Source organism: Paenibacillus sp. GCM10023250 (assembly GCF_042653205.1).
Lineage (GTDB): Bacteria > Bacillota > Bacilli > Paenibacillales > Paenibacillaceae > Paenibacillus_Z.
This window is the reverse complement of record NZ_JBHSHY010000038.1, coordinates 18,146-39,403: the sequence shown is the minus strand read 5'-3', so window position 1 is coordinate 39,403 and position 21,258 is coordinate 18,146. Positions and strand designations below refer to the sequence as shown.

Annotated in this window: 17 protein-coding genes and 1 riboswitch; of the genes, 12 read left to right on the top strand and 5 right to left on the bottom strand. The window is 63.7% G+C overall.

The genetic code is table 11. From position 1 onward, the window contains the following. Window positions 1-60 precede the first annotated feature (60 nt). From ACFPB1_RS22150 to ACFPB1_RS22140, 3 genes are all read right to left on the bottom strand, one after another. Window positions 61-555 (bottom strand): C40 family peptidase, encoded by a 495-nt coding sequence (locus ACFPB1_RS22150; RefSeq protein ID WP_379228294.1) that lies wholly within the window; start codon window positions 553-555, stop codon window positions 61-63. Between the two features lie 4 nt (window positions 556-559). Beyond that, window positions 560-724: riboswitch (cyclic di-AMP (ydaO/yuaA leader) on the bottom strand. Window positions 725-1,061: 337 nt separating this feature from the next. Continuing rightward, window positions 1,062-1,880 (bottom strand): hypothetical protein, encoded by an 819-nt coding sequence (locus ACFPB1_RS22145; protein WP_379228293.1) that lies wholly within the window; start codon window positions 1,878-1,880, stop codon window positions 1,062-1,064. A gap of 35 nt (window positions 1,881-1,915) precedes the next feature. Further along, a complete protein-coding gene (locus ACFPB1_RS22140; protein ID WP_379228292.1) occupies window positions 1,916-3,910 on the bottom strand; it encodes a M1 family metallopeptidase in 1,995 nt (664 codons plus the stop codon). Between the two features lie 241 nt (window positions 3,911-4,151). Between ACFPB1_RS22140 and ACFPB1_RS22135 the strand changes: the two genes are divergently transcribed. From ACFPB1_RS22135 to ACFPB1_RS22125, 3 genes are all read left to right on the top strand, one after another. After that, window positions 4,152-4,676, top strand: a complete 525-nt coding sequence (locus ACFPB1_RS22135; protein ID WP_379228291.1) for a YwhD family protein — start codon at window positions 4,152-4,154, stop codon at window positions 4,674-4,676. Between the two features lie 255 nt (window positions 4,677-4,931). Beyond that, on the top strand, window positions 4,932-6,692 hold the full coding sequence (locus tag ACFPB1_RS22130) for an ABC transporter ATP-binding protein (RefSeq protein WP_379228290.1): 1,761 nt from the start codon (window positions 4,932-4,934) through the stop codon (window positions 6,690-6,692). Further along, on the top strand, window positions 6,689-8,473 hold the full coding sequence (locus ACFPB1_RS22125) for an ABC transporter ATP-binding protein (RefSeq protein ID WP_379228289.1): 1,785 nt from the start codon (window positions 6,689-6,691) through the stop codon (window positions 8,471-8,473). The genes ACFPB1_RS22130 and ACFPB1_RS22125 overlap by 4 nt, the downstream gene beginning before the upstream one ends. A 158-nt stretch (window positions 8,474-8,631) precedes the next feature. Here the strand turns inward: ACFPB1_RS22125 and ACFPB1_RS22120 are convergent, their stop codons facing one another. Then, complete coding sequence (locus tag ACFPB1_RS22120) at window positions 8,632-10,737, bottom strand: transglycosylase domain-containing protein (protein WP_379228288.1); 2,106 nt, start codon at window positions 10,735-10,737, stop codon at window positions 8,632-8,634. A gap of 215 nt (window positions 10,738-10,952) precedes the next feature. On the opposite strand from ACFPB1_RS22120, the gene speE reads away from it, so the two are divergent. Together speE and speB are read left to right on the top strand one after the other, a co-directional pair. Next, window positions 10,953-11,780, top strand: coding sequence for a polyamine aminopropyltransferase (gene speE / locus ACFPB1_RS22115; RefSeq protein ID WP_379228287.1), 828 nt, complete (start codon window positions 10,953-10,955; stop codon window positions 11,778-11,780). Window positions 11,781-11,799: 19 nt separating this feature from the next. Continuing rightward, window positions 11,800-12,672, top strand: coding sequence for an agmatinase (gene speB, locus ACFPB1_RS22110; RefSeq protein ID WP_379228286.1), 873 nt, complete (start codon window positions 11,800-11,802; stop codon window positions 12,670-12,672). A 156-nt stretch (window positions 12,673-12,828) separates the two neighbouring features. Here the strand turns inward: speB and ACFPB1_RS22105 are convergent, their stop codons facing one another. After that, complete coding sequence (locus tag ACFPB1_RS22105; protein ID WP_379228284.1) at window positions 12,829-13,644, bottom strand: glycerophosphodiester phosphodiesterase; 816 nt, start codon at window positions 13,642-13,644, stop codon at window positions 12,829-12,831. 288 nt (window positions 13,645-13,932) lie between these two features. Between ACFPB1_RS22105 and ACFPB1_RS22100 the strand changes: the two genes are divergently transcribed. From ACFPB1_RS22100 to ACFPB1_RS22070, 7 genes are all read left to right on the top strand, one after another. Further along, window positions 13,933-14,967 carry a LacI family DNA-binding transcriptional regulator gene (locus tag ACFPB1_RS22100; protein WP_379228283.1) on the top strand — a complete coding sequence of 345 codons (1,035 nt, stop codon included), beginning with the start codon at window positions 13,933-13,935 and terminating at the stop codon, window positions 14,965-14,967. A gap of 149 nt (window positions 14,968-15,116) precedes the next feature. Beyond that, entirely contained in the window at window positions 15,117-16,565 is a 1,449-nt protein-coding gene (locus ACFPB1_RS22095; RefSeq protein WP_379228282.1) for an extracellular solute-binding protein, read from the top strand. A gap of 171 nt (window positions 16,566-16,736) precedes the next feature. After that, a complete protein-coding gene (locus ACFPB1_RS22090; RefSeq protein WP_379228281.1) occupies window positions 16,737-17,612 on the top strand; it encodes an ABC transporter permease subunit in 876 nt (291 codons plus the stop codon). Between the two features lie 3 nt (window positions 17,613-17,615). Continuing rightward, window positions 17,616-18,485 carry a carbohydrate ABC transporter permease gene (locus ACFPB1_RS22085; RefSeq protein ID WP_379228280.1) on the top strand — a complete coding sequence of 290 codons (870 nt, stop codon included), beginning with the start codon at window positions 17,616-17,618 and terminating at the stop codon, window positions 18,483-18,485. 11 nt (window positions 18,486-18,496) lie between these two features. Beyond that, window positions 18,497-19,981 (top strand): CehA/McbA family metallohydrolase, encoded by a 1,485-nt coding sequence (locus ACFPB1_RS22080; protein WP_379228279.1) that lies wholly within the window; start codon window positions 18,497-18,499, stop codon window positions 19,979-19,981. Between the two features lie 390 nt (window positions 19,982-20,371). Further along, window positions 20,372-20,620: a DUF7667 family protein gene (locus tag ACFPB1_RS22075; RefSeq protein WP_177222388.1), complete on the top strand. Its 249-nt coding sequence runs from the start codon at window positions 20,372-20,374 to the stop codon at window positions 20,618-20,620. A gap of 129 nt (window positions 20,621-20,749) precedes the next feature. Beyond that, entirely contained in the window at window positions 20,750-21,253 is a 504-nt protein-coding gene (locus ACFPB1_RS22070) for a DNA-deoxyinosine glycosylase (protein ID WP_379228278.1), read from the top strand. The last annotated feature ends 5 nt before the right edge of the window (window positions 21,254-21,258 follow it).

Sequence of the window (21,258 nt, the reverse complement as noted above, 5' to 3'; positions counted from 1 at the left end):
CAATGCCATTGCGGGGCGGTCGTCCCGCCTCGCCGGCATTATACGTGCGTCTTGCTAGGATCAATCGTCGTTATCGCCCGGCTCGTCGGCAGGGTCGTTCGCGTATTTCTCGAACGTGGACTGGTTCATGACGCGGCGCGCCGTTACGTAGCGCTTCACGTAATAGGAATCGCTCAGTCCGTTGATCGCGACGCCTCTGCTGGTGGACGCGTGCGCGAACTTGCCGTCGCCGATGTAGATGCCCACGTGCGAGATGCCGTTACCCGTCGTATTGAAGAATACGAGATCCCCGGGGATCAGGTCGTCCTTGGCGATTTTCTTGCCCAGCGCGGCCTGCGAACGGGATGCGTGCGGAATGTCGACGCCGAGTTTCTTGAACACGTACATCGTGAATCCCGAGCAGTCGAACCCTTTCGTAGTCGTGCCGGAGTAAACATAGGGTGTTCCGATCAGATCGTCGATGACGCCGTCCATTTTCGACTGCGCGGACACGCTGCCGGCTTGGAAGACGAACAGCATCGCGATACCGATCACTAGCGCGTAAAGCTTCTTCAAAACGGGAAACTCCTTCCGGTGCCTACGAGGTTAGCTGTGGGGTTCGGTTGAAGGCTCCCTATGATCGCCTCTGGCAGGCGCGGTCTTCGGCAGACCGGCTGTCGGGATCAATTCACCCAGGATGGTTCCCCCGTTTCCCTCTTGCAAGGGAATTCGGCAAAATTTTCATTTCTCACGGCTAACTATTCGATCATTTTGTCGCATCTCCTTCCAGGTTCATCCTTTGTTCACACATTAAAATTATTAGAATGCAACCTTTTGTCTCTCATTTTCGTATATTAGCGCCGTTTTCAGGGCCGGAAGCGGCGTTAACGGGCGTTGTCGGATTACGAAAGGATCGGGCTCTGCCAGCGCGCTTCGCCCGGCTCGGCAGACGTCGAAAAGCCCCGTCGCGGACGCGTACGGGGCAGGGCGAAAGTCCTAGGATATGCGATTCGCGCAGTCTCCTGCGCGGCTGCTCGCCTGTCGGCGCCTAACGGGCAGGCGGGGGGCCGCCGCGCCCGGCGTTACGGCTGCTTGGACTGCCAGACGTCGAACTGGGAGGCCGCCGTCCACACCTTCATGATCGTGCGAATCAGCTGATAGCCTTGGTGGAGCACCAGCGCGAGCAGCCCGGCCCACAGCATCGACACGGAGGCGATCGTCATGCTCGCCAGGGCGCCGATGCCCCACATCGCGAGCGACACGCCGGCGAAGGGCAGGAAGTTCGCGAGGCATTGCCAGAGGCCGCGCATGGAGCCGCTCCCGGCGACGGCGCCGAATTGCATCGCGAGGAAGAGCAGGTGGAGCAGCACCGCCCAGAGCAGCCATCCGCCGGCCCAAGGCCCGGCCTGCTTCGCGAATTCCGTCAGCGTGCCGCTCGTCAGCAGCAGGTCGAGCCCTTTGGGCAGGAGCCAGGCGGCCGGCGCGAGCGTCAGCGTCGTCTCCGCGAGGTAGAGCAGGGCGACCGGCTTCCAGGCCGCGCGAATGCCGCTCAGGAACTTGGTCCCTTGCTCGTCGCTCGCGCGGTGCAGGGAGTGGAACAAGCCGGCGTTCAGGAACGGCGTCACGAGCATCCGCCCCGCCAGCAGCCCGCAGAAGAGCAGGGCGTACGGCCGGAACGCGTCGGTCTTCATGAGCTGGAACTGCGATTCCGTCAAGAACAGTGAGACGGCGCTGCTGCTGGCCGCGTACGAATCGGGAAACCGCTTGAGCAGCGGCACCGCGATGCCCTCGATCGTCCGGTAGAGGAAGAAGCCCCACAGCAGTTCGTACAGGAACAGCAGGATAATGATATAGAAGTGCTTCGTCGTCAGCTTCCAGCCTTGCTTGATATGCGTCCTCATCCGTCAATCACCTCCTTCATTAATCGTGGCGGGCGTTACCAGGCGAGGGAAGCGAAGAGCGTCTCGGCCAGCTTCGATAGTCCGACGCTCCAGCGCGTGCGGGTTTTCTCATCGAGGTCGGCCTTCATGAAGTTGTTGATGTGCTTGTTGTCGAGCACGTTGTCGTTCTGCGGGTCGACCGCGGCCCAGAGCAGCTTGGCGCCATGGACGACCTTGTACTGGACGCTGGCGTCCTGGCCGTCCCAGACCCTGGGCATGACCGTGCCGTCGGCGAAATGGAGCACGATCGACACCGGCCCGTTCGAGCCGCCGGTCTTCTTGACGAGCACGACGTTCTCGTACGCCGCCTTGCCGTCCTGCTGGACCGGCGCGACGCGGATGGCGGCGACCGAATAATCGGACATCGCGTTCCCGTACACGAAATGGCTGAAGTAGTCGTTCCACTTCGTCTTCGTCACCGATTCCACGACCCGCTGGAAGTCGGCGGTGGACGGATGCTTGAACTTGTACTTCTGGAAGTACGTCCGCAGGATCTTGCGCATCGTCGCGTCGCCGACCTGCTTCTCGATGCCGACGAGCACGAGCTTGGCGCGGATGTAGACGTTCTCGGCGTAGTGGTTGTTGTCGTGGTACGACCAGGACAACTGCTTCAGCGGCGCGGGGTCGGTCATGTAGCTGGACTCCACGGGCAGGTTCGGCGCCACGCCGTATTCGCTTTCCATGACCTTGTCCTCCGCGTAGGAGGTGAAGCCTTCGTCGAGCCATGCTTCCTCGAACTCGTTGGAGGCGACCATGCCGTACCAATATTGATGGCCGATCTCGTGCACGACGGTCCGCTCGAGGTCGTACCCGGGATTGTCGTTCTCCGCCGAGAACGCCGTGACGAGTGTCGGGTATTCCATGCCGCCCGCGCCGTTGCCGCCTTTGGGCGGGACGACGACGGAGAGCGTCGCGTACGGGTAGGCGCCGTACCACTGGGCATACTTGGCGAGCGCGGACTTGGCGGCGTGCAGGTAACGGTCCTTGTATTTGGCGTGCAGCGGATCGAGGTACAGCTTGATGCGCACGCCCGGCACGCCTTCGGTGGAGTACGGCTCCTCCGAATAGACGAAGTCGGGGGAGGCCGACCAGCCGAAGTCATGCACGTCGTCGGCGTAAAACTGGTACGTCTTGCGGCCGTCCTGGACGACGGACGCTCTCGCCTGGAAGCCGGTGGCGGCCACCTTGTAGGACGAAGGCACGTTGATTTTCACGCTGTAGATGCCGAAATCGCTGTAGAACTCGGAATTGCCGTGGTACTGGTGCGCGTTCCAGCCCTCCGTCGTCCGGCCCCGCGTGCCCGCGGTCTCGTAGACGGCCAGCTTCGGGAACCATTGGCCCGCCATGACGAAATCGCCGGAGTACCCCATGCGCGCGAACACCTCGGGCAGCTTCACCTCGAATTTCATGCGCAGCGTGACGCTTTTGCCCGGGGCCACGGGATTCGGGAGCTTGAACTTGGCCAGCGTCAGATCGTTCGGGTTGCCGTCGTCGGGCTGCACGAAGTGCAGGCGGGGGAGCAGGCTGTACCCTTCCGTCGTCTCGAGCGCCGTCAGGTTCATGTAGCCCGTGCTGTCCGCGGTAGCCTTGTCCTCCCGCAGCTTGCCGCCGGATTCGCGCATGAACGTCGTCTCCTTGGAGCGGAAGGCGTTGGGATAGAGGTGAAAATAAAGCTCGGACACCTGCTGTCTGCCGGGGTTCGTCCACGTGACGGTCTGCTCGCCCTGCAGCATGTGCGTATCCGCCTGCAGCTTCACGTCGATGTGGTATTCCGCGACGCGCTTGCTGAGCGCGACGGGCTTCGGCTGCATGACGCTGTCCGGCTGCTGCGTCGCCGGAGGCGCGGCCGGCCTAGGCGCGTCCTTCGCGGGGGCGGAGGCGTACGTATATTGCGAAATCCAGGCATGTCCGAACCCTTCCGGCGCCGTTACGCCGATCAGCGCGGCGGCGAGGGCAAAGAGCAGTAAACGTTTGGCGAGGTGTGGCTTCATTCTAAGATTCCCTCCCGTTGACAAGCATCTAAGGCATGTATATGTTTGCTTTTCCGGGATTATTAGCTAAAATGGAATTAAAGTGTGGACGGGTTGGAAGAAGCGGCCGAGCCGTCCTTGCGGCGGTTATGCGCGTTTCTGGAATGGAGAGATAAGAAGGCCTTATATCTTCGGGAAACCGCGCCGGACGCGGAATGCAAGGCATATGAACAAGGCTTGGGACAGGAGTTGAACGGAGCGCGTGAGCGAACAAAACAACGGACAGCAGCCGCCGGAGAAGAAAGAGAAGAAGTCTCTTTCGCTCAACGTGGTGAGCAATAAGGAACATAAGGGCTTCGGCGCGGGGACGATCGACCTCAGCGACGTCGCCTGCGTCATGATTGATAACGGCGAGGCGTACATCGACGTGGGCGCGATGCACGCGAAGAGCAAGATCGAGCGGGGCATCAAGTTCGGCACGAACAAGGAGGACGTCCCGAACGGCCGCCTGTGCTGGATCGTCTGGGTCGCGGTGGACCGGGGCGAGGAAGGCGCTTATTACGCGGGCGCGACGGCGTGCCCGATGCTGATCGATACGGAGGCGCGCAGAGGATGGAAGATTCTCGCGCAGCACGTGAACAACCTCGATTACGCCATCAAGCGCCGGTACATCCTCGACGAACTGGGCGCGGACGAGAAGCGGGCGCTGAAGAGCCTGCTCGTGGCGCACAACCCCGAGTGGTGGGACCGTTCGCCGGATAAGCTTAAGGACGCGCTGAACGTCTAGCGCCGCTGCCGGCGGAGATGAGCCGGGAAAGACTCGGAGAAGAGGACGCGTTTCGCCTTTGGGCGGAACGCGTTTTTTGTCGTGCGCGGGCGCGGCTGTCAGAGGGCGAAGCCGATTCGATATCGCGGCGGCCGCCCTGGCATGAGTTTCCGGTTCAAGACGCAAATTAAACGCGATTCCCCCTGTTCGGAAGCCCGGCTTCTATGGTATAGTCGTTGGGCCAAGAACAGACGTTCTAATTCAGGAGGGTAGGGCATGAACCCGCAACCGAAAGGACGCACGCAGTACGCCGACCTGCTCCGGCGCTACTTGCTGCCTCAGAAGCATACGCTGTGGATGCTGGCGGCGCTGCTGATCCTCACGATCGGCCTGCAGCTCGCCAATCCGCAGATCATCCGTTTCTTCATCGACAAGGCGCAGGCGGGCGGCAGCCTGCAGCCGCTGCTCGCCGCCGCCGCGCTGTTCATCGGCTTCTCGGTGCTGCAGGGCGGCGTGTCCGTGCTGGCGACGTATTATAGCGAGAACCTCGGCTGGAAGACGACGAACGAGCTGCGTGCCGACCTCGCGGCGCACTGCCTCGCGCTCGACATGCCGTTCCACAAGTCGCAAACGTCGGGCGCGCTCATCGAGCGGGTCGACGGCGACGTGAACGCGCTGGCGAACTTCTTCTCCAGCATGATCATCCATCTCCTCGGCAACTGCCTGCTCATGATCGGCATCATCGTGCTGCTGTTCCGCGAAAGCTGGATGATCGGCGCGGGCATGACGGTATTCGTCGTCGGCGCGATCTTCGTCATCCAGCGGATCCGCAAGTTCAACGGGCCGTTCTGGAAGGAGTGGCGGCAGACGAGCGCGGAGCTGTACGGCTTCATCGGCGAGCAGCTCGAAGGCACGGAGGACATCCGGGCGAACGGCGCGTCGGGCTTCGTCATGGGCCGTTTCTACGCCATGATGCCCCATATGCTGCGCGTGCGGCTGCGGGCGTTCATCGGCTTCGCCTCGATGTGGAACACGACGATCGTCGTGTTTACGCTCGGCAACGCGATGGCGTTCGCGATCAGCGCGTATCTATGGAAGACGGACGCGATCTCGCTCGGCACGGTGTACCTGATCTTCTTCTACACGGAGCTGCTCGCCAAGCCGATCGAGAAGATCCGCACGCAGATGGAGGATCTGCAGAAGGCGGACGCCAGCATCGCGCGCATCCGGGCGCTGTTCGAGACGCGCGCCGCCATCGCCGACGGCCCGGGCGCGCCGCTGCCGGACGGTCCGCTCGCCGTGGCGTTCGACGACGTGACGTTCTCGTACGAGGACAATGCCGGCGAGCCGACGCTGAAGGGGCTGCGGCTGTCGCTCGCGCCCGGCGAGGTGCTCGGCCTGCTCGGCCGCACCGGCAGTGGCAAGTCGACGCTCGCGCGGCTGCTGCTTCGCTTCTACGATCCGCAGGAAGGCGCGATCCGGATCGGCGGCACCGACATCCGGGCGTGCAAGGTGAGCGGCCTGCGCCGGCGGGTGGCCCTGGTCACGCAAAACATCGAGATCATGGAGGGCACGATCCGCGATAACTTGACGTTCTACGACGCGTCCGTGCCCGACGAACGCATCGTCGAGGTGCTGGAGCAGCTCGGACTGGGAAGCTGGTACGCTTCCATGCCGGAAGGGCTGGATACGATGCTCGCCTCCGGGGGCGGCAGCCTGTCCGCGGGCGAAGCGCAGCTGCTCGCCTTCGCCCGCGTGTTCCTGACCGATCCCGGGCTCATCATCATGGACGAAGCTTCGTCCCGCCTCGACCCGCTGACCGAGCAGCGCATCGAGGACGCGATCGGCAAGCTGCTCGCGAACCGGTCGTGCATCATCATCGCCCACCGCCTCGCCACGGTGCAGCGCGCGGACAAAATCGCCATCCTCGACAACGGCGCCGTCATCGAGGCCGGCGACCGGGAGGCGCTGGCGGCCGATCCACGGTCGCGGTTCAGCGCGATGCTGGCCACGGGGCTCGAGGAGGTGCTCGCATGACGACCTTTCAATTCCTGGTCCGGCTGATCACGTTCCGGCCGCTGCTGTACGCGGCCAACGCGCTCGCCTGGACCGTCATCTACCTGATTCCGATCGCGCCCGGCCTCATCACGCAGCAGTTCTTCGATTCGCTGACCGGCGAGGACACGCTGAAGGTCGGCACGTGGGGCATCATCGCGCTGCTGCTCGCGGCGGCCCTCGCGCGGGTCGCGATGATCTACGTCGGCTGCATCACCGACGTGGAGTTCCGCTTCCGCGTCGCCATGATCCTGCGCCGCAACCTGCTCGGCCACGTGCTGAAGCAGCCCGGCGCGCGGGCCATCCCGGTCTCCCCGGGGGAAGCGATCAGCTACTTCCGCGACGACGTCGACCAGACGGAGGAAGCCGTCAGCTGGTCGGTCGACGTCTTCGGCCTGACCTGCTTCGCGATCGTCTCGAGCTACATACTGCTCAAGATCGACGTGGAGATGACGCTGCTCGTGTTCGTGCCACTGATTCTCGTCGTTACGGTGGCGCAGCTGGCCACGTCGCGGCTGCAGAAATACCGGGCCGCGAGCCGCGAGGCGACCGCGCGCGTGACCGGCGCGATCAGCGAGATGTTCGGCAACGTCCAGGCGATCCAGGTCGCCGGCGCGGAGGAGCGCGTCATCGAGCGGTTCCGCCGGCTCGGCGAGGCGCGCCGCAAGACGATGCTGCGGGATAAGCTGCTCGGCGAGGCGCTCGACGCCGTCTTCACGAACGCCGTCAACCTCGGCATCGGGGTCATCCTGCTGCTCGCGGGCTCGAAGATGCGCGGCGGCGGCTTTACGGTCGGGGATTTCTCTCTCTTCGTCTACTACCTGACGTTCGTCACGCAGGTCATCTCGAACGTGGGCAAGTTCATGACCTACTTCAAGCAAATGAGCGTCGCGCTGGCGCGGATGCTGGAGCTGCTGCAGGGCGCACCGGCCCGCATTCTGACGCGGAAGGCGGCGCTGCCGCTCCGCAAGGGCGCCCGCGAGGCGGCGGAAGCCGGCGGCGGCGCGGCGCCGCTCGACGTGCCCGAGCCGCTGCGGACGCTGGAGGTGTCGGGGCTGTCGTACCGGTACCCCGACACCGGCCGGGGCATCGCGGACATCTCGCTGCGGCTCGAGGGCGGCTCGTTCACCGTCGTGACGGGCGCCATCGGCGCCGGCAAGACGACGCTCGTCCGGGCGCTGCTCGGCCTGCTGCCGAAGGACGAAGGGACGATCGCGTGGAACGGCGAGCCGGTCGAGGATCCCGCCGCGTTCTTCGCGCCGGCCCGCAGCGCGTACGCCGCGCAGATTCCGCGGCTGTACAGCGACACGCTGCGCAACAATATCCTGCTCGGCCAGCCGAACGAGGAGAACAAGATCGGGCGGGCCGTGCACGACGCCGTTATGGAGTACGACGTCGCCCATCTGCAGCAGGGGCTCGAGACGGTGGTCGGGCCGCGCGGCGTCAAGCTGTCGGGCGGGCAGATGCAGCGGACCGCCGCGGCGCGGATGCTCGTGCGGGAGGCGGAGCTGTACGTCTTCGACGACGTCTCGAGCGCGCTCGACGTCGAGACGGAAGCGAAGCTGTGGGAGCGGCTGTTCGAGAGCCGGGGAGACGCGACATGCCTCGTCGTGTCCCACCGCCGGACCGCGCTCGCGCACGCCGACCGGATCATCGTCATGAAGGACGGCCGGATCGAGGAAGAGGGCACCGTGGAGCAGCTGCTCGCGTCGAGCGAGACGTTCCGGGAGCTGTGGTACGGGGACGAGCGGGGCAGGGAGTGAGCGTGCAGCCCCCATGCGACTGCCAGATGCCAGGTTCGCACGCATACCAGGCCCCATAGGTCTCCATACAAAGAAGAAGGCTGCAAGCGGGTCATCCCGCTTGCAGCCTTCTTTGTCCTGGCCGGGGCGGCGCCCAGCTCCGCCGCCGCGCCGCGGCCCTAATTGGTCCACCAGCGCTTGAGCTGCTTCCACCAGTGTGTCGTCTGCGCCTGCTTCGCTTCATCCCCGCCGGCTGCCGCATCCCCCGTATCGCCGTGCGCGCCGCACACCTCGACCGGCTGCGTGCCGCTGACGAACGTCTCGAGCCGCCGGTTCGGGCAGGTCTTGCCGGCCAGCTTGCCGGTCTCGGGATCGACGTAGACGGAGACGACGCCGTCCGGCAGCGGGAAGATCTTCGGCGGCACCGCCGCGAGCGCCTTCTCCGTGTACGCGGCGAAGATCGGGGCCGCGCGGTGCGCCTCGGCGGGCGTCAGCTTGCGTCCCTTGTCGTAGCCGACCCAGACGGCCGTCGCCAGCTCCGGCGTGTAGCCGACGAGCCAGGCATCGGTCGCCGTCGTGCCGGTCTTGCCGGCAACCGGGCGCTTGATCATGGCGGAGACGCGGTTGCCCGTGCCCCCGGCATCGAAGACGCTCTCCATCAAGCTCGTGAGCACGTACGCATGCGCGGCGTCGACGACCGGCACGGCCGCTGGCTTCGCTTCGTACAGCACCTCGCCCTTGCTGTCCTCGATCCGCAGAATCGCGGTCGGCTCGATCCGGACGCCGCCGTTCGCGAACGTGCCGAACGCGGAAGCCATCTCGAACGGGCTGACCGGGAACGTGCCGAGCGCGAGCGACGGCAGCGGCTTCATCGCGCTGTCGATGCCGAGCTTGCGCGCCATGTCGATGACGTTCTGCGGGCCGACCTTCATAATCGAATTGACCGCGTAGATGTTGTCGGACGAGGCGATCGCCTGCCGCATGTCGATGAGCCCGTTCGTGTACTTGTTGTTGTAGTTGCTTGGCGCGTACGTCTTGCGGCCGTCGTCGTAGGTGAAGACGGTCGGCGCGCTCTTGAACTGGGACACCGGCGTCAGCGCGCCCTGCTGCAGCGCCGTTAAGTACAATATCGGCTTGAACGACGAGCCCGGCTGGCGCGTCGTGGCGAACACGCGGTTATACTGGTTCGTCTTGTAATCCCGTCCGCCGACCATCGCCTTGACGTAGCCGGTGCGCGGATCGATCGACACGAGCGCGGCCTGCTGCTCGGAGGCGGCCGGGATGCCGGAGGCGACCGCTTCCTCCGCGGCGCGCTGCGCCTCGGGATCCAGCGTCGTATAGATGCGGATGCCGCCTTCGCTCAGCAGATGCTCGGCGATGCCGAGCTTGTCGACCGCCACGTACCGGATGTAGTCCCGGAAGTACGGCGCGATGCCGGCCTGCTTGCTCGAGCCGAGCGGCACGAAGCTCAGCAGCTGCGCGCCCGCGGCCTCGGCGTCCGCCTGCAGGATGATGCCTTGATCGGCCATCGTCTGCAGGATCGTCCGCTGCCGGTCCTTGGCGTTCTTCATGTCCATGTAAGGCGAATAATATTTCGGGCCCTTCGGGATGCCCGCGAGCATGGCGCTCTCCGCGAGCGTCAGATCGGAGGCGTGCTTGCCGAAGTAGAGCTGCGAGGCGGCTTCCGCCCCGTACGCGCCGTGGCCGTAATAGATCTGATTGAGGTACATCGAGAGAATCTCGTCCTTCGAATAGTGCATCTCCAGCTGAATCGTGTACATCGCTTCCTTCAGCTTGCGCGACCAGGTCCGCTCGTGCGTGAGGTACAGATTGCGGGCGAGCTGCTGCGTCACCGTGCTCGCGCCCTGCTCCCGCGAGAGATGCTCCAGATTGACGGAGGCGGCGCGCGCCATTCCTTTCAGATCGAAGCCGAGATGATCGAAGAAGCGCCGGTCCTCGATCGCGAGCGTCGCCTCCACGAGGTACGGCGAAATTTCCTTCAGCGGCACCGACTGCCGGTTCTCGCCGGCGTGGAACGTGTCGATGATATGCCCTTGCAGGTCCAGCATCTGCGACGTCTGGCTGACGGACGAAGCCGGCAGCGCCTGCACGCGCAGGTAATAGAGGAAGCCGAACGCGGCCATGAACAGCACGAGCAGCGATCCGCCCGCGTACAACAGCCCCTTGCGCAGCCGGCGCAGCAGCGGCATCCACCGCTCGGCTTGAATGGCGGCCGGCAGCCGGCGTTTCCCGCCGCCGCCCCGCTTCATGCGATACCAGCTCATACCCGATGCCTCCTTGCATTTTCCGTAGCTATCCAACTAGTATGGAAAACATTGGGGCATGGTATTCAGGCGACGGGAGCCGGGGGAATGAAATTTTTGGGCGGGGTTGACGGAAGGTTGCTTTTTCCCTCCGTTAACTTATAATACAAAAGGAAACATGCGACCTTATGAATCAACGGCTCAACCATACATACAAGAAAGCAGGGATTTAACCGATGGAATTGTGGTTTACGGAGAAGCAAACCCCGACCTACGGCATTACCGCCAAAATCAAAGAAACGTACGTGAGCGAGCAGACGGAATTCCAGAAGCTCGATATGATCGAAACCGAAGAATTCGGCACGATGCTCGTCCTCGACGGTATGGTCATGACGACGGACAAGGACGAGTTCGTCTACCATGAGATGGTCGCGCATCCCGTGCTGTACACGCACCCGAATCCGAAGAAGGTGCTCGTCGTGGGCGGCGGCGACGGCGGCGTCATCCGCGAAATCCTGAAGCATCCGAACGTGGAGAAGGCGGTGCTGGTCGACATCGACGGCAAAGTCATCGAATATTCGAAGAAATATCTGCCGAACATCGCGTGCGGCCTGGACGACCCGCGCGTCGAAGTCATCGTGAACGACGGCTTCATGCACATCCACGACCACAAGAACGAATACGACGTCGTCATGGTCGACTCCACGGAGCCGGTCGGCCCGGCGGTCAACCTGTTCACGCGCGGCTTCTACCAAGGCATCTACGATTCCTTGAAGGAAGACGGCATCTTCGTGGCGCAGACGGACAACCCGTGGTTCACGCCAGACCTCATCAAGAACGTCAACCGCGACGTGAAGGAAGTGTTCCCGATCGTGCGCGTGTTCTGGGCGAACGTACCGACGTACCCGAGCGGCCTGTGGACGTTCACGATGGGCAGCAAGAAGTACGATCCGCTCGAGGTCGACGAGTCCGCCATTCCGGAAATCGACACGAAGTACTATTCGCCGCGCCTGCACAAGGCCGCGTTCGTGCTGCCGAAATTCGTCGAAGATCTCGTGAAATAAGGAAGGACCGATACCGACTATGAAACTCGATCAAAAATATTCCGGCAACGTGTTCATCCTGAGCTCGGAAGACTACCAATCGTCCAAGGCCGTCATCTACGGCATGCCGATGGATTTTACCGTCTCGTTCCGCCCGGGCTCGCGCTTCGGCCCGCCGCGCATCCGCGAAGTCTCGATCGGGCTGGAGGAGTACAGCCCGTACCTGGACCGCAGCCTCGAGGACATCTCGTACTTCGACGCCGGCGACCTGCTGCTGCCGTTCGGCAACGCGGCGCGCTCGCTCGACATCATCGGCGAGTTCGTAGACGGCGTGCTGGCCGACGGCAAGATGCCGGTCGGGCTCGGCGGCGAGCATCTGTGCTCGTGGCCGATTTTCCAGTCGGTCTATAAGAAATACCCGGATCTCGCGATCATCCACTTCGACGCGCACGCCGACCTGCGCGAGCAGTACGAGGGCGAGCCGCTCTCGCACTCCACGCCGCTGCGCAAGGCTGCGAACCTGATCGGCGGCAAGAACGTGTACCAGTTCGGCATCCGCTCCGGCTCGCGCGAGGAATGGCAGTTCGCCCGCGAGAACATCAATTTCTACCCGTTCGAAGTGCTGGAGCCGCTCAAGAAAGTGCTGCCCGAGCTGGCCGGCCGTTCCGTCTACCTGACGATCGACATCGACGTGCTCGATCCGTCCGCGGCGCCGGGCACCGGCACGGCGGAAGCCGGCGGCATCACCTCGAAGGAGCTCATCGACGCCGTGCACGCCATCGCGCGCGCGGGCATCAACGTCGTCGGCTGCGACCTCGTGGAAGTCGCCCCAGCCTACGACCCGACGGAGCAAACGCAGATCGTCGCGGCGAAGGTCATCCGCGAGATGCTGCTCGGCTTCATCAAGGACTAACGCCGGCTTAACGGCGGCCCGGGCCGCCCCGCTGGCGGGGGACTCGGCCGAGCCGCCGCAAGCCGTATAATAAAAACCGCTCCGGTCCGTGCATCGCGCACGGCCGGAGCGGTTTTTTTGCGTGTATGGCGGGTGTTGCGCGGGTCGGTGCGCTGCTCAGAGCGTGCTGCCGGCGATCAAGCCGGCAGGGGCGAAGCCCCGGCTTAGCGCGGCGCGATAATTCCGGCGCAGCCCGACCATGACGTCGGGCACATTCGTGTCCATCGCGTCGACGCCCATCGCCATCAGCCGCTCGAACACGGCCGGATCGTCCGACATGCTGCCGTAGACGTAGAAGCCGCGGTCATGCAGCTCCGCGACCCGCTCCTCGGACAGATGCTGCAGCGGCGTATTCAAGATCTGCGCCCCGAGCTCCTCGAGCAGCGCGATCGGCCGTTCGATCAAGTGCGCGCTGATCGCGGCCGTCAGAACCTCTTGATTGACGTCGCGCACGGCCTTCACGAGATCGTGCCGGAAGGACATCAGCTGCGCCTGTCCGTTCATGCCGTGCTCCGCGACGAGGCGGGCCGTCCGGTGGGCGAGCGCCGGTTCCAGGCGGTCCAACGGCTGCTTCAATTCGATGCTGAGCTTGATCCGGTCCCGCGCCCAGACAAGCACTTCCTCGAGCGTCGGCACGCGCTCGCCGGCGTAGTCGTTCGAGAACCAGGAGCCGGCATCCAGCGCGCGCAGCTCCGCTAATGTATGGTCGTGCAACGGACCGTGTCCGTTCGTCGTTTTGTTCACCGTCAGATCGTGAAAGACAACGACTTCGCCGTCCTTCGTCAACTGCACGTCGAGCTCGATGAGCTCTGCCCCGCAAGCCAAACCGCGCTCGAAGGCCGCCATCGTATTTTCCGGCGCATAAGCCGAAGCCCCGCGGTGCGCCCCGACGGCGATGCCGCCTAGTCCGCTGAATATCGTGATGTTCTTCATGTTACCGCATCCTTTCCGGGTCAAGATGGCTTCTATTGTAGCACGAAGGCGCATACGATGAAGATAAGGTTTTGTTAAAGCGGTTTAATGATTCTTTTCTACTAATTAATGGGAAAATATGCCCAAAAACAGCTGTATATTAATGAACAACCAATGAAAATCCCGGATTTACAATAAATAAGCATCAGTTTGAAACGTATTTTACAAAACCGGTTTAAGCTTGTCTTCGGGATGGTACCGTTCCCACATGGCCGCATGCAAACGGAAGAAAGAGAGGCACGACGATTTTTGGCTACCATCGACGACGTCGCGAAGGCATCCGGCGTATCCAAGGGCACGGTTTCGAGCGTATTCAGCAAGAAACGGCCCATCAGCAAAGAAGTGACCGAGCGCGTACTCGCGGCGGCCAAATCGCTGCATTATAAGCCGAATTATTGGGCGAGAAGCCTCGCCAGCCGTTCGACGAGCATTCTCGGCCTGAACATCCGCGGCGAATCGTTCCAGTTCGGGCAGTTCCATCTCTCGCTGTTGAACGGGGTGCTGCGCGTCTGCTACGAGCACGGCTACCGGCTCCTCGTCAACACGCTGTCGCCCGCCTACCTGAGCCAGGTCGAGCACATCGTCTCCGATCCGGTCGACGGCGAGATTCTGCTGGACCCCATCGATGGGGACGAGCGGATCGCGGAGCGGTTCGAGAGCGGCCTGCCCGTCGTCATCGTCGGCCGTCCGCCGGGCTCCTACGAAGGACGGGTCAGCTACGTCGATAACGACAACGTCGGCATGGCGACCCAGGTCACGCGGTACTTGCTGGAGCTCGGGCACCGGGACATCTTGTTTCTGAACGCGCCCGCCGGAAGCACCGTATCGGCGGACCGGGGCGCGGGCTACGCCGCGGCATTCTGGCAGGCCGGCCTCGAGCCGAAGCCGGGCCGGATGCTGCACAGGCCGCTGCAGGGCATGTCTTCGCACGCCTTCGGCTACGAATCGGCGCTCGCCGCGCTGTCGGCTTCGCCGGACGTGACGGCGGTCATCGCCGATACCGACACGATGGCGCTCGGCGTGTACAAGGCGGCGGAGCGGCTCGGGCTGCGCATTCCGGAGCAGCTGTCGGTATTCGCGTTCAGCGACGATTCCGTGCTCTCGCCGGAGTTCTCGCCGCCGCTCACCGGCGTACGGCTCCATTCGGACCGGCTGGGCGCCGAGGCGACCCGGCTGCTGCTCGAGCAGCTCGGCACGGCGGAGAGAACCGCGAAGCGGACGCTCGTGCCGACGGAGCTTGTCATCCGCGGCTCCTGCGCGCCGCCGGCGGCTTCGCGCCCGTAGCTCGCCCGCCATTCGGCCGGCCGCGCAGCGGATGCAAGCGAAGCCGCCGGCTTCGACTCTATCATTAATAGGCATAGTAATTCTCGAGGTTGACAGGCTGAATCGATCACACACCACACGCTTACGCGTTCAGGAGGGTAACGAACGAAATGAACAAAAAAGTATGGTTGACGATGTCGACGGTCGCCGTCGCGGGAACAATGCTGCTGTCGGGCTGCGGCTCGGAGAGCGGCAATAATGGTGCGGGCAATGCGGCGAACACGGGCGGCAACGCTTCGGGTGCGCCGGCCAACGCCCCTGCGGGCGACATGAAGCTGCGCATCCTCGATGCCAACGTCGGCGGCAAGACGCCGGAAGAGAACGCGAAGTTCCAAGACGAGATCAAACGCCTGACGGGCATCGACGCGACCATCGAGAAGCCGGCGAGCGATTACGACCAGAAGGTGCTCACGGCGCTCGGCTCCGGGGAGAAATACGACCTGATCGAGCTCAGCGACCTTGGCAAGCTGGCAAGCTTCGTCGACCAAGGCGTCGTAACGGATTTGACCGATTTCGTCACCAACTCCGCGGTGCTGTCCGATCCGGCGGTCATCCCTTCGGGCGAATGGGATCAGCTGAAGAGCAAGGACGGCAAGATCGTGGCCGTATTCAGCAAGTTCCAGGGCGGCACGATGCCGATCGTCCGCAAGGACTGGCTCGACAAGCTCGGCCTGAAAGAGCCGAAGACGCTCGACGAGTACTATAACGTGCTTAAAGCGTTCAAAGAAAAGGATCCCGACGGCAACGGCAAGAACGACACGTACGGCCTCAGCACGTCCGGTCTCTACGATATCCAAGGCTTCATGAGCGCGGCCGGCGTGAAAGCCCGCTATGTGATGAAGGACGGCAAGCGCACGATTCCGTACGCGACGGAAGCGGCGGTACCGATGTACGAATGGTTCGCGAAGCTGGTGAAGGAAGGCATCATGGATCCGAACTTCGTCACGAACGACACCGGCAAGATGCGCAACCTGTTCCTGACCGACCGCGTCGGCATGGTCACGTATTGGGACGCTTGGGTCGGCATGTTCAACAACATGAAGAAGACGGAAGACCCGAACACCAAGTTCCAAGCGGAAGGGCTCGCAAGCATTCCGGGCGCGGACGGCACCATCCTCATGCGCCGCGGAGACCCGGACTTCTGGATCATTCCGGCCAACGCCGAGCATCCGGACGCCGCGAAGAAATTCCTCGAGTTCTGGAACTCGGAGCCGGGCCTCACGCTGGGCAGCCTGGGCATCGAAGGCGAGGATTATACCAAGGAAGGCGACGCGTACAAGCTGACGCCGACCGGCACGGAGCACAACATGGACCACGGCGTGCCGTTCTGGTACAACACCAACGTCAAGTATCCGTTCGGCAAGCTGCCGGGCGTTCAGGAAGCGCAGGATCTCGTCACGAAGGACGCGACGCTCGAGCTGACGCTGCCGACCTGGCCGGATGCGGAAAAAATCGTGAACGACTACGCGCTCAAAGCGATGTCCGGCCAAATGGACGCTGCCGAAGCCGTGAAAAAGATGCACGACGAGCTGCTGAGCAAAAACCTGATCGACGAATAGGGCGTTCTCGCGCCCGAAACGCATCGACGGTCAATGTCCGCGGCCCGCGCGAGCGGATTCGCCAAGACGTGCATAGCAAGCTGAGACAGGCAGGGGAGCACGGATCCCCTGCTTGCCCGCTTTTCTTCCCGAAATTGGTCTCGTTTACCAGAGAAGGACGTGAATAAGGTCATGAAGGTATTGAAGAGATACGGCGCGCTCTATTTGATGATGGTGCCGGTCATTGCTTATTTTCTCGTATTTGCCTACTACCCGCTCGTGAAAGGATTGCAGACCAGCTTCCAGGATTACAAGCTGATGGGCGACCGGCCTTACGTCGGCTTCGCGAATTACGAGTTCGTGCTGCACGACTCGACGTTCTGGGCCGCCATGGTCAACACGCTCGTCATCGGGGGCGGCATCCTCTTCTTCAGCTTCGTCGCGCCGCTCATTCTCGCGCTGTCGCTGAACGAAGTGCTGCGGACCTGGTACAAGAAGCTGACGCAAATGATCCTGTACGTACCGCACTTGCTGTCGTGGGTCGTCATCGGGGGCATCTGGATCTTCCTGCTGTCGCCGGACAGCGGCCTCGTCAATATGATCCTCGTGCATGTCTTCCATCTGTCGCCGATCAATTTCCTGTCGAATCCGACCTGGGCGCGCTGGATCATGATTCTCCTCTCCGCTTGGAAGGAGATGGGCTACACCTGCATTCTGTTCCTGGCGGCCATCGTCTCCATCAATCCGTCGCTGTACGAGGCGGCGCGCATGGACGGCGCTTCGCGCTGGAAGCAGCTGGTGTACGTGACGATTCCGCAGCTCGGCAACACGATGAAGGTCGTCTTCCTGCTGAACACGCTCGGCGTCCTGCGGATATTCGACCAAGTGTTCATCCTGCGCAATCCCACGGTCGCCTCGAAGGTGGACGTGCTGATGATGTACACGTTCCAGAGAGGCATTCTCGAGATCAAGCTCGGGCCTGCCGCGGCGGCCAGCTTCTTCGTCCTGATTATCACGCTCGCGCTGACGCTCGTCGTGCGGCGAATGACACGATTTGATGAGGTGTAAACAATGTCCGATCGATTCGAACGGCTAGGCTGGAAAAATAAAGTATTCGATACGTTGAACGCGCTGTTTCTGCTGCTTCTGATGCTGACCATGATCATCCCGTTCTTGAACGTGCTGGCGTTGTCGTTCTCGTCGGGCGTCGCGTCCATGCAGCCGGATATCGTGCTGTGGCCGAAGCAGTTCAGCGTGGAAGGATACAAGATCGTCTGGAAGAGCCTCGATATTTGGCGGCCGCTGCTGAACAGCGTCATTGTGACCGTGGTCGGCACGACGCTGCATGTGCTGCTGTCCAGCCTGGCGGGCTATGTCTTCATCTATCCCCGCCTGCCGGGGCGGAAGCTGTTGATTACGTTCATTCTGATTACGATGATGGTGCCGCAGGAAGCGATCATGATTCCGCTCTACGTGGTCAACAAGGACCTGCACCTCATTAATACGCTGAGCGCGCTCGTGCTGTCGGGGCTTGTCTCCGGCTTCTCGATCCTGCTCATGCGCAACTTCTTCCTGAACATTCCGTTCGAGATGTCGGAGTCGGCCAAGATCGACGGCGCCGGCGAATTCCGCATCTTTCTCACGATGTACCTGCGGCTCGCGGCCGCGGGCCTCGCGACCGTGACGCTGTTCGAGTTCGTCGGCCGATGGAACATGTTCACGGCGCCGGTCATGTTCATCAGCGATTCCATGAAATACACGCTTCAGGTCGCCTTGAAGGCGATGATCATCGACACGAGCAGCAACTCCGGCACTTATATGGTCACGACGAACGTACGGATGGCGGGCATCGTCATCAGCATCCTTCCGCTGATCGCGGTCTACCCGTTCGTGCAGAAATATTTCATGAAGGGCATCCTGCTCGGCGCCAGCAAAGAATAGGAGGACGACAGATGGAGACGGGACAACGGCGCATGACGCTGCGCAGACGGATCGGCAAGGACGAAGAGCGCACCTACCTGGAGGTGCCGTTCGCCGTGAACGGGCGGGTGGAGCGCATCGAGGCGGCGTACCGCTACGAACGCGGCGGCGGGGAGGCGGTCGTCGATATCGGCCTCCGCTCGCCGGAGCGGATCGTCGGATGGAGCGGCGGCGCCCGGCAATCGTTCTTCGTCGGCACGGAGCTGGCGACGCCGGGCTATCTGGCGGGACCGGTCGCCGAAGGCGAGTGGGCCGTGCTGCTCGGCGCGTACAAGATTCCCGCCGATGGCACGGAGGTCACGATCGACATCGTACTGACCGAGCCGCGCGAACGGTGGATCAAGGGCGACCTGCACATGCACAGCGTGCACAGCGACGGGCGCTACACGATCGAGGCGGCCAAAGCGTCGTGCGCGGCGCGCGGGCTGGACTACATGGCGCTGACCGATCACAACACGCTGTCGCAGAACCGGACCGCGATCGGGCAGGACGAACGGCTGCTCGTGCTGCCGGGCGTGGAGCTGACGAGCTATTTCGGCCACGCCAACGTCTACGGCGTGCCGGAGGCGCTGCGCGATTTCCGCGTCACGACGCCGGAGCAAGCGCGGGCGGCGCTGGGCGAGATCCGGGCGCAGGGCGGCTTCGTCTCGCTGAACCATCCATTGTGCCCGTCCTGCCCGTGGGAGTTCGGTTTCGACCTGCCGCATGACGCGATCGAAGTATGGAACGGCCCGTGGCGGGCGCTTAACGAGCGCGCTGTCGCCTGGTGGCAGGAGCAGCTTGCGGCGGGACGCCGCTTGGTCGCGCTCGGCGGCAGCGACGCGCACGCCGACGACCGGCTCGTGAAGCACGGCCGGCCGACGGCCGCCGTGCGGACGGACCGGACGACGGCGCAGGGCGTGCTGGACGGGATCCGGCAGGGACGCGTCGTCCTGTCCTTCGATCCGGACGAGACGTTCCTGACGCTGACGTCCGGCGATTACGGCGTCGGCGATCTGCTGCCGCGGACGGCCGTGGACGCGGCGGGCGGCGCGATCCCGCTCGTCATCGACGTTCACGGCGCGCGGGGCGACCGCGTCGCGCTCTGGTCGGACCGCGGCCTCGAAGCGTCGTGGGACATTGAAGCGCCGGCGGATGCCCCGGCGAAGACGTGGGAGGCGGACGCCGCGGCCGGCGGCTGGGCCGCGCAGCTCGGGCTCGCCGCGCTTCGCGAACTTGGCGCGCCGGGCGGGGCGGACTGCGCGCCGGCACCGGCCGGCGCAGCCGCCGCCGCGGAAGTGCCGGCGGTGCGCGTCCCGGCGGCGGCTGCGGCTGGCGGCCGCGTCCAGCTGCGCTTCGAAGGCGCCGCCGACCGGCTGTTCTACCGGCTGGAAGCCCGCCGAACCGCGCCTGGCACGAGCGTGTCCGTCATGACCTGCTTGACGAACCCGCTTTATATCGAACGCTCGGCGAAGTAGGGCGAGAGGGCGCCGGTGCTGCAGGCAGCGGCGGCTGGCCCGGCGTCCGCTCGTTGCGGGGCCGCGCCGCCCCGCCGCGCTTGCCCCCGCGCCCCGGCAGCCTGCCGCGGCGCTTGGCCCCAGCAGGCCGTCCGGCCGCGCCGCTATCGGCGCCGGACGGCTTTTTGGCGTGTCCGCCGGCCTCCTCGCCGCGTCGGCGATCGCGGCTCGTTCCGTTTTCCCGGTCAAGGTACCGTCCGCGAATGGTCGCCGTATATTAGAAGCAAGCGATAGTTTCCCGTCCGAAGAAATCCGCGGTCGCCTCGGAAAGTCGCTCGAACGGCGCTTGGAAGCTTTCTTTTTTGGTCATACTGGCTAATAGTGTGAGACGATTAAGGGAGGCGTAAAAGCATGACCATTTTGCCGATACACGAACGGCTTGCGGAGCTGTGGACCATTCGCGGGGCCCGGAATCTGACCGGGGAAGAGCAGGCGGACCTCGAGCATTGTCTGGCGGTCAATGCCATGCACGTCCGGCAATTCGCCAATTTGCACAATCTGTCTCTGGCCGCGTCGATGGCCGGCGACGTCGAGTGGCAGCACGAGATCTGCCAGCGGCTGGAGAAGCTGAGCGGCTTTCCGCCTTCGCCCCAGCTGTAGCGCAGGTTCGCCCTGCGGCCTCGCGCGGCGGACAAGCCCGCTGCGCGCCGGAGGCCGGACAGGGGCCGCTTGCATCGGCCGCCGTCTCCGAGTAAGCTCGAAGGAAAGAGCAGAGGAGGCGATCCGTCCATGCGCGTCCATTCGTTTCCGCCGATGATCCGCGACGGGGCGACGGCGCTCGTCCTCGGCAGCATGCCGGGCGAGGCGTCTCTGGCGGCCAACCAATATTACGGCAATCCGCGCAACCATCTGTGGCGGGTGCTGTACGGGCTGTACGGGCTCGAGCCGGACGAGCCGTACGCGGAGCGATTGGCCTTCGCGGCGTCCCGCGGCATCGCCATGTGGGACGTGATCGCGTCCTGCGAGCGCGCGGGCAGCCTCGACGCCAATATCCGGGACGAGGTCCCGAACGATCTGCCGGGCCTGATCGCGGAACATCCGGGCATCCGCTGCCTGGCGTTCAACGGCGCGAAGTCGCACGATACGTTCATGAAATATTTCAAGGATCACCCCGCCTTCGCGGAGGTGGCGAAGCTCAAGCTGCCGTCGACGAGCCCGATTCCGACGCGGACGATGCGCACGACGGCAGACCGCATCGAGGCGTGGCGGGCGCTGCTTCCGTACCTGGCCTGACATTT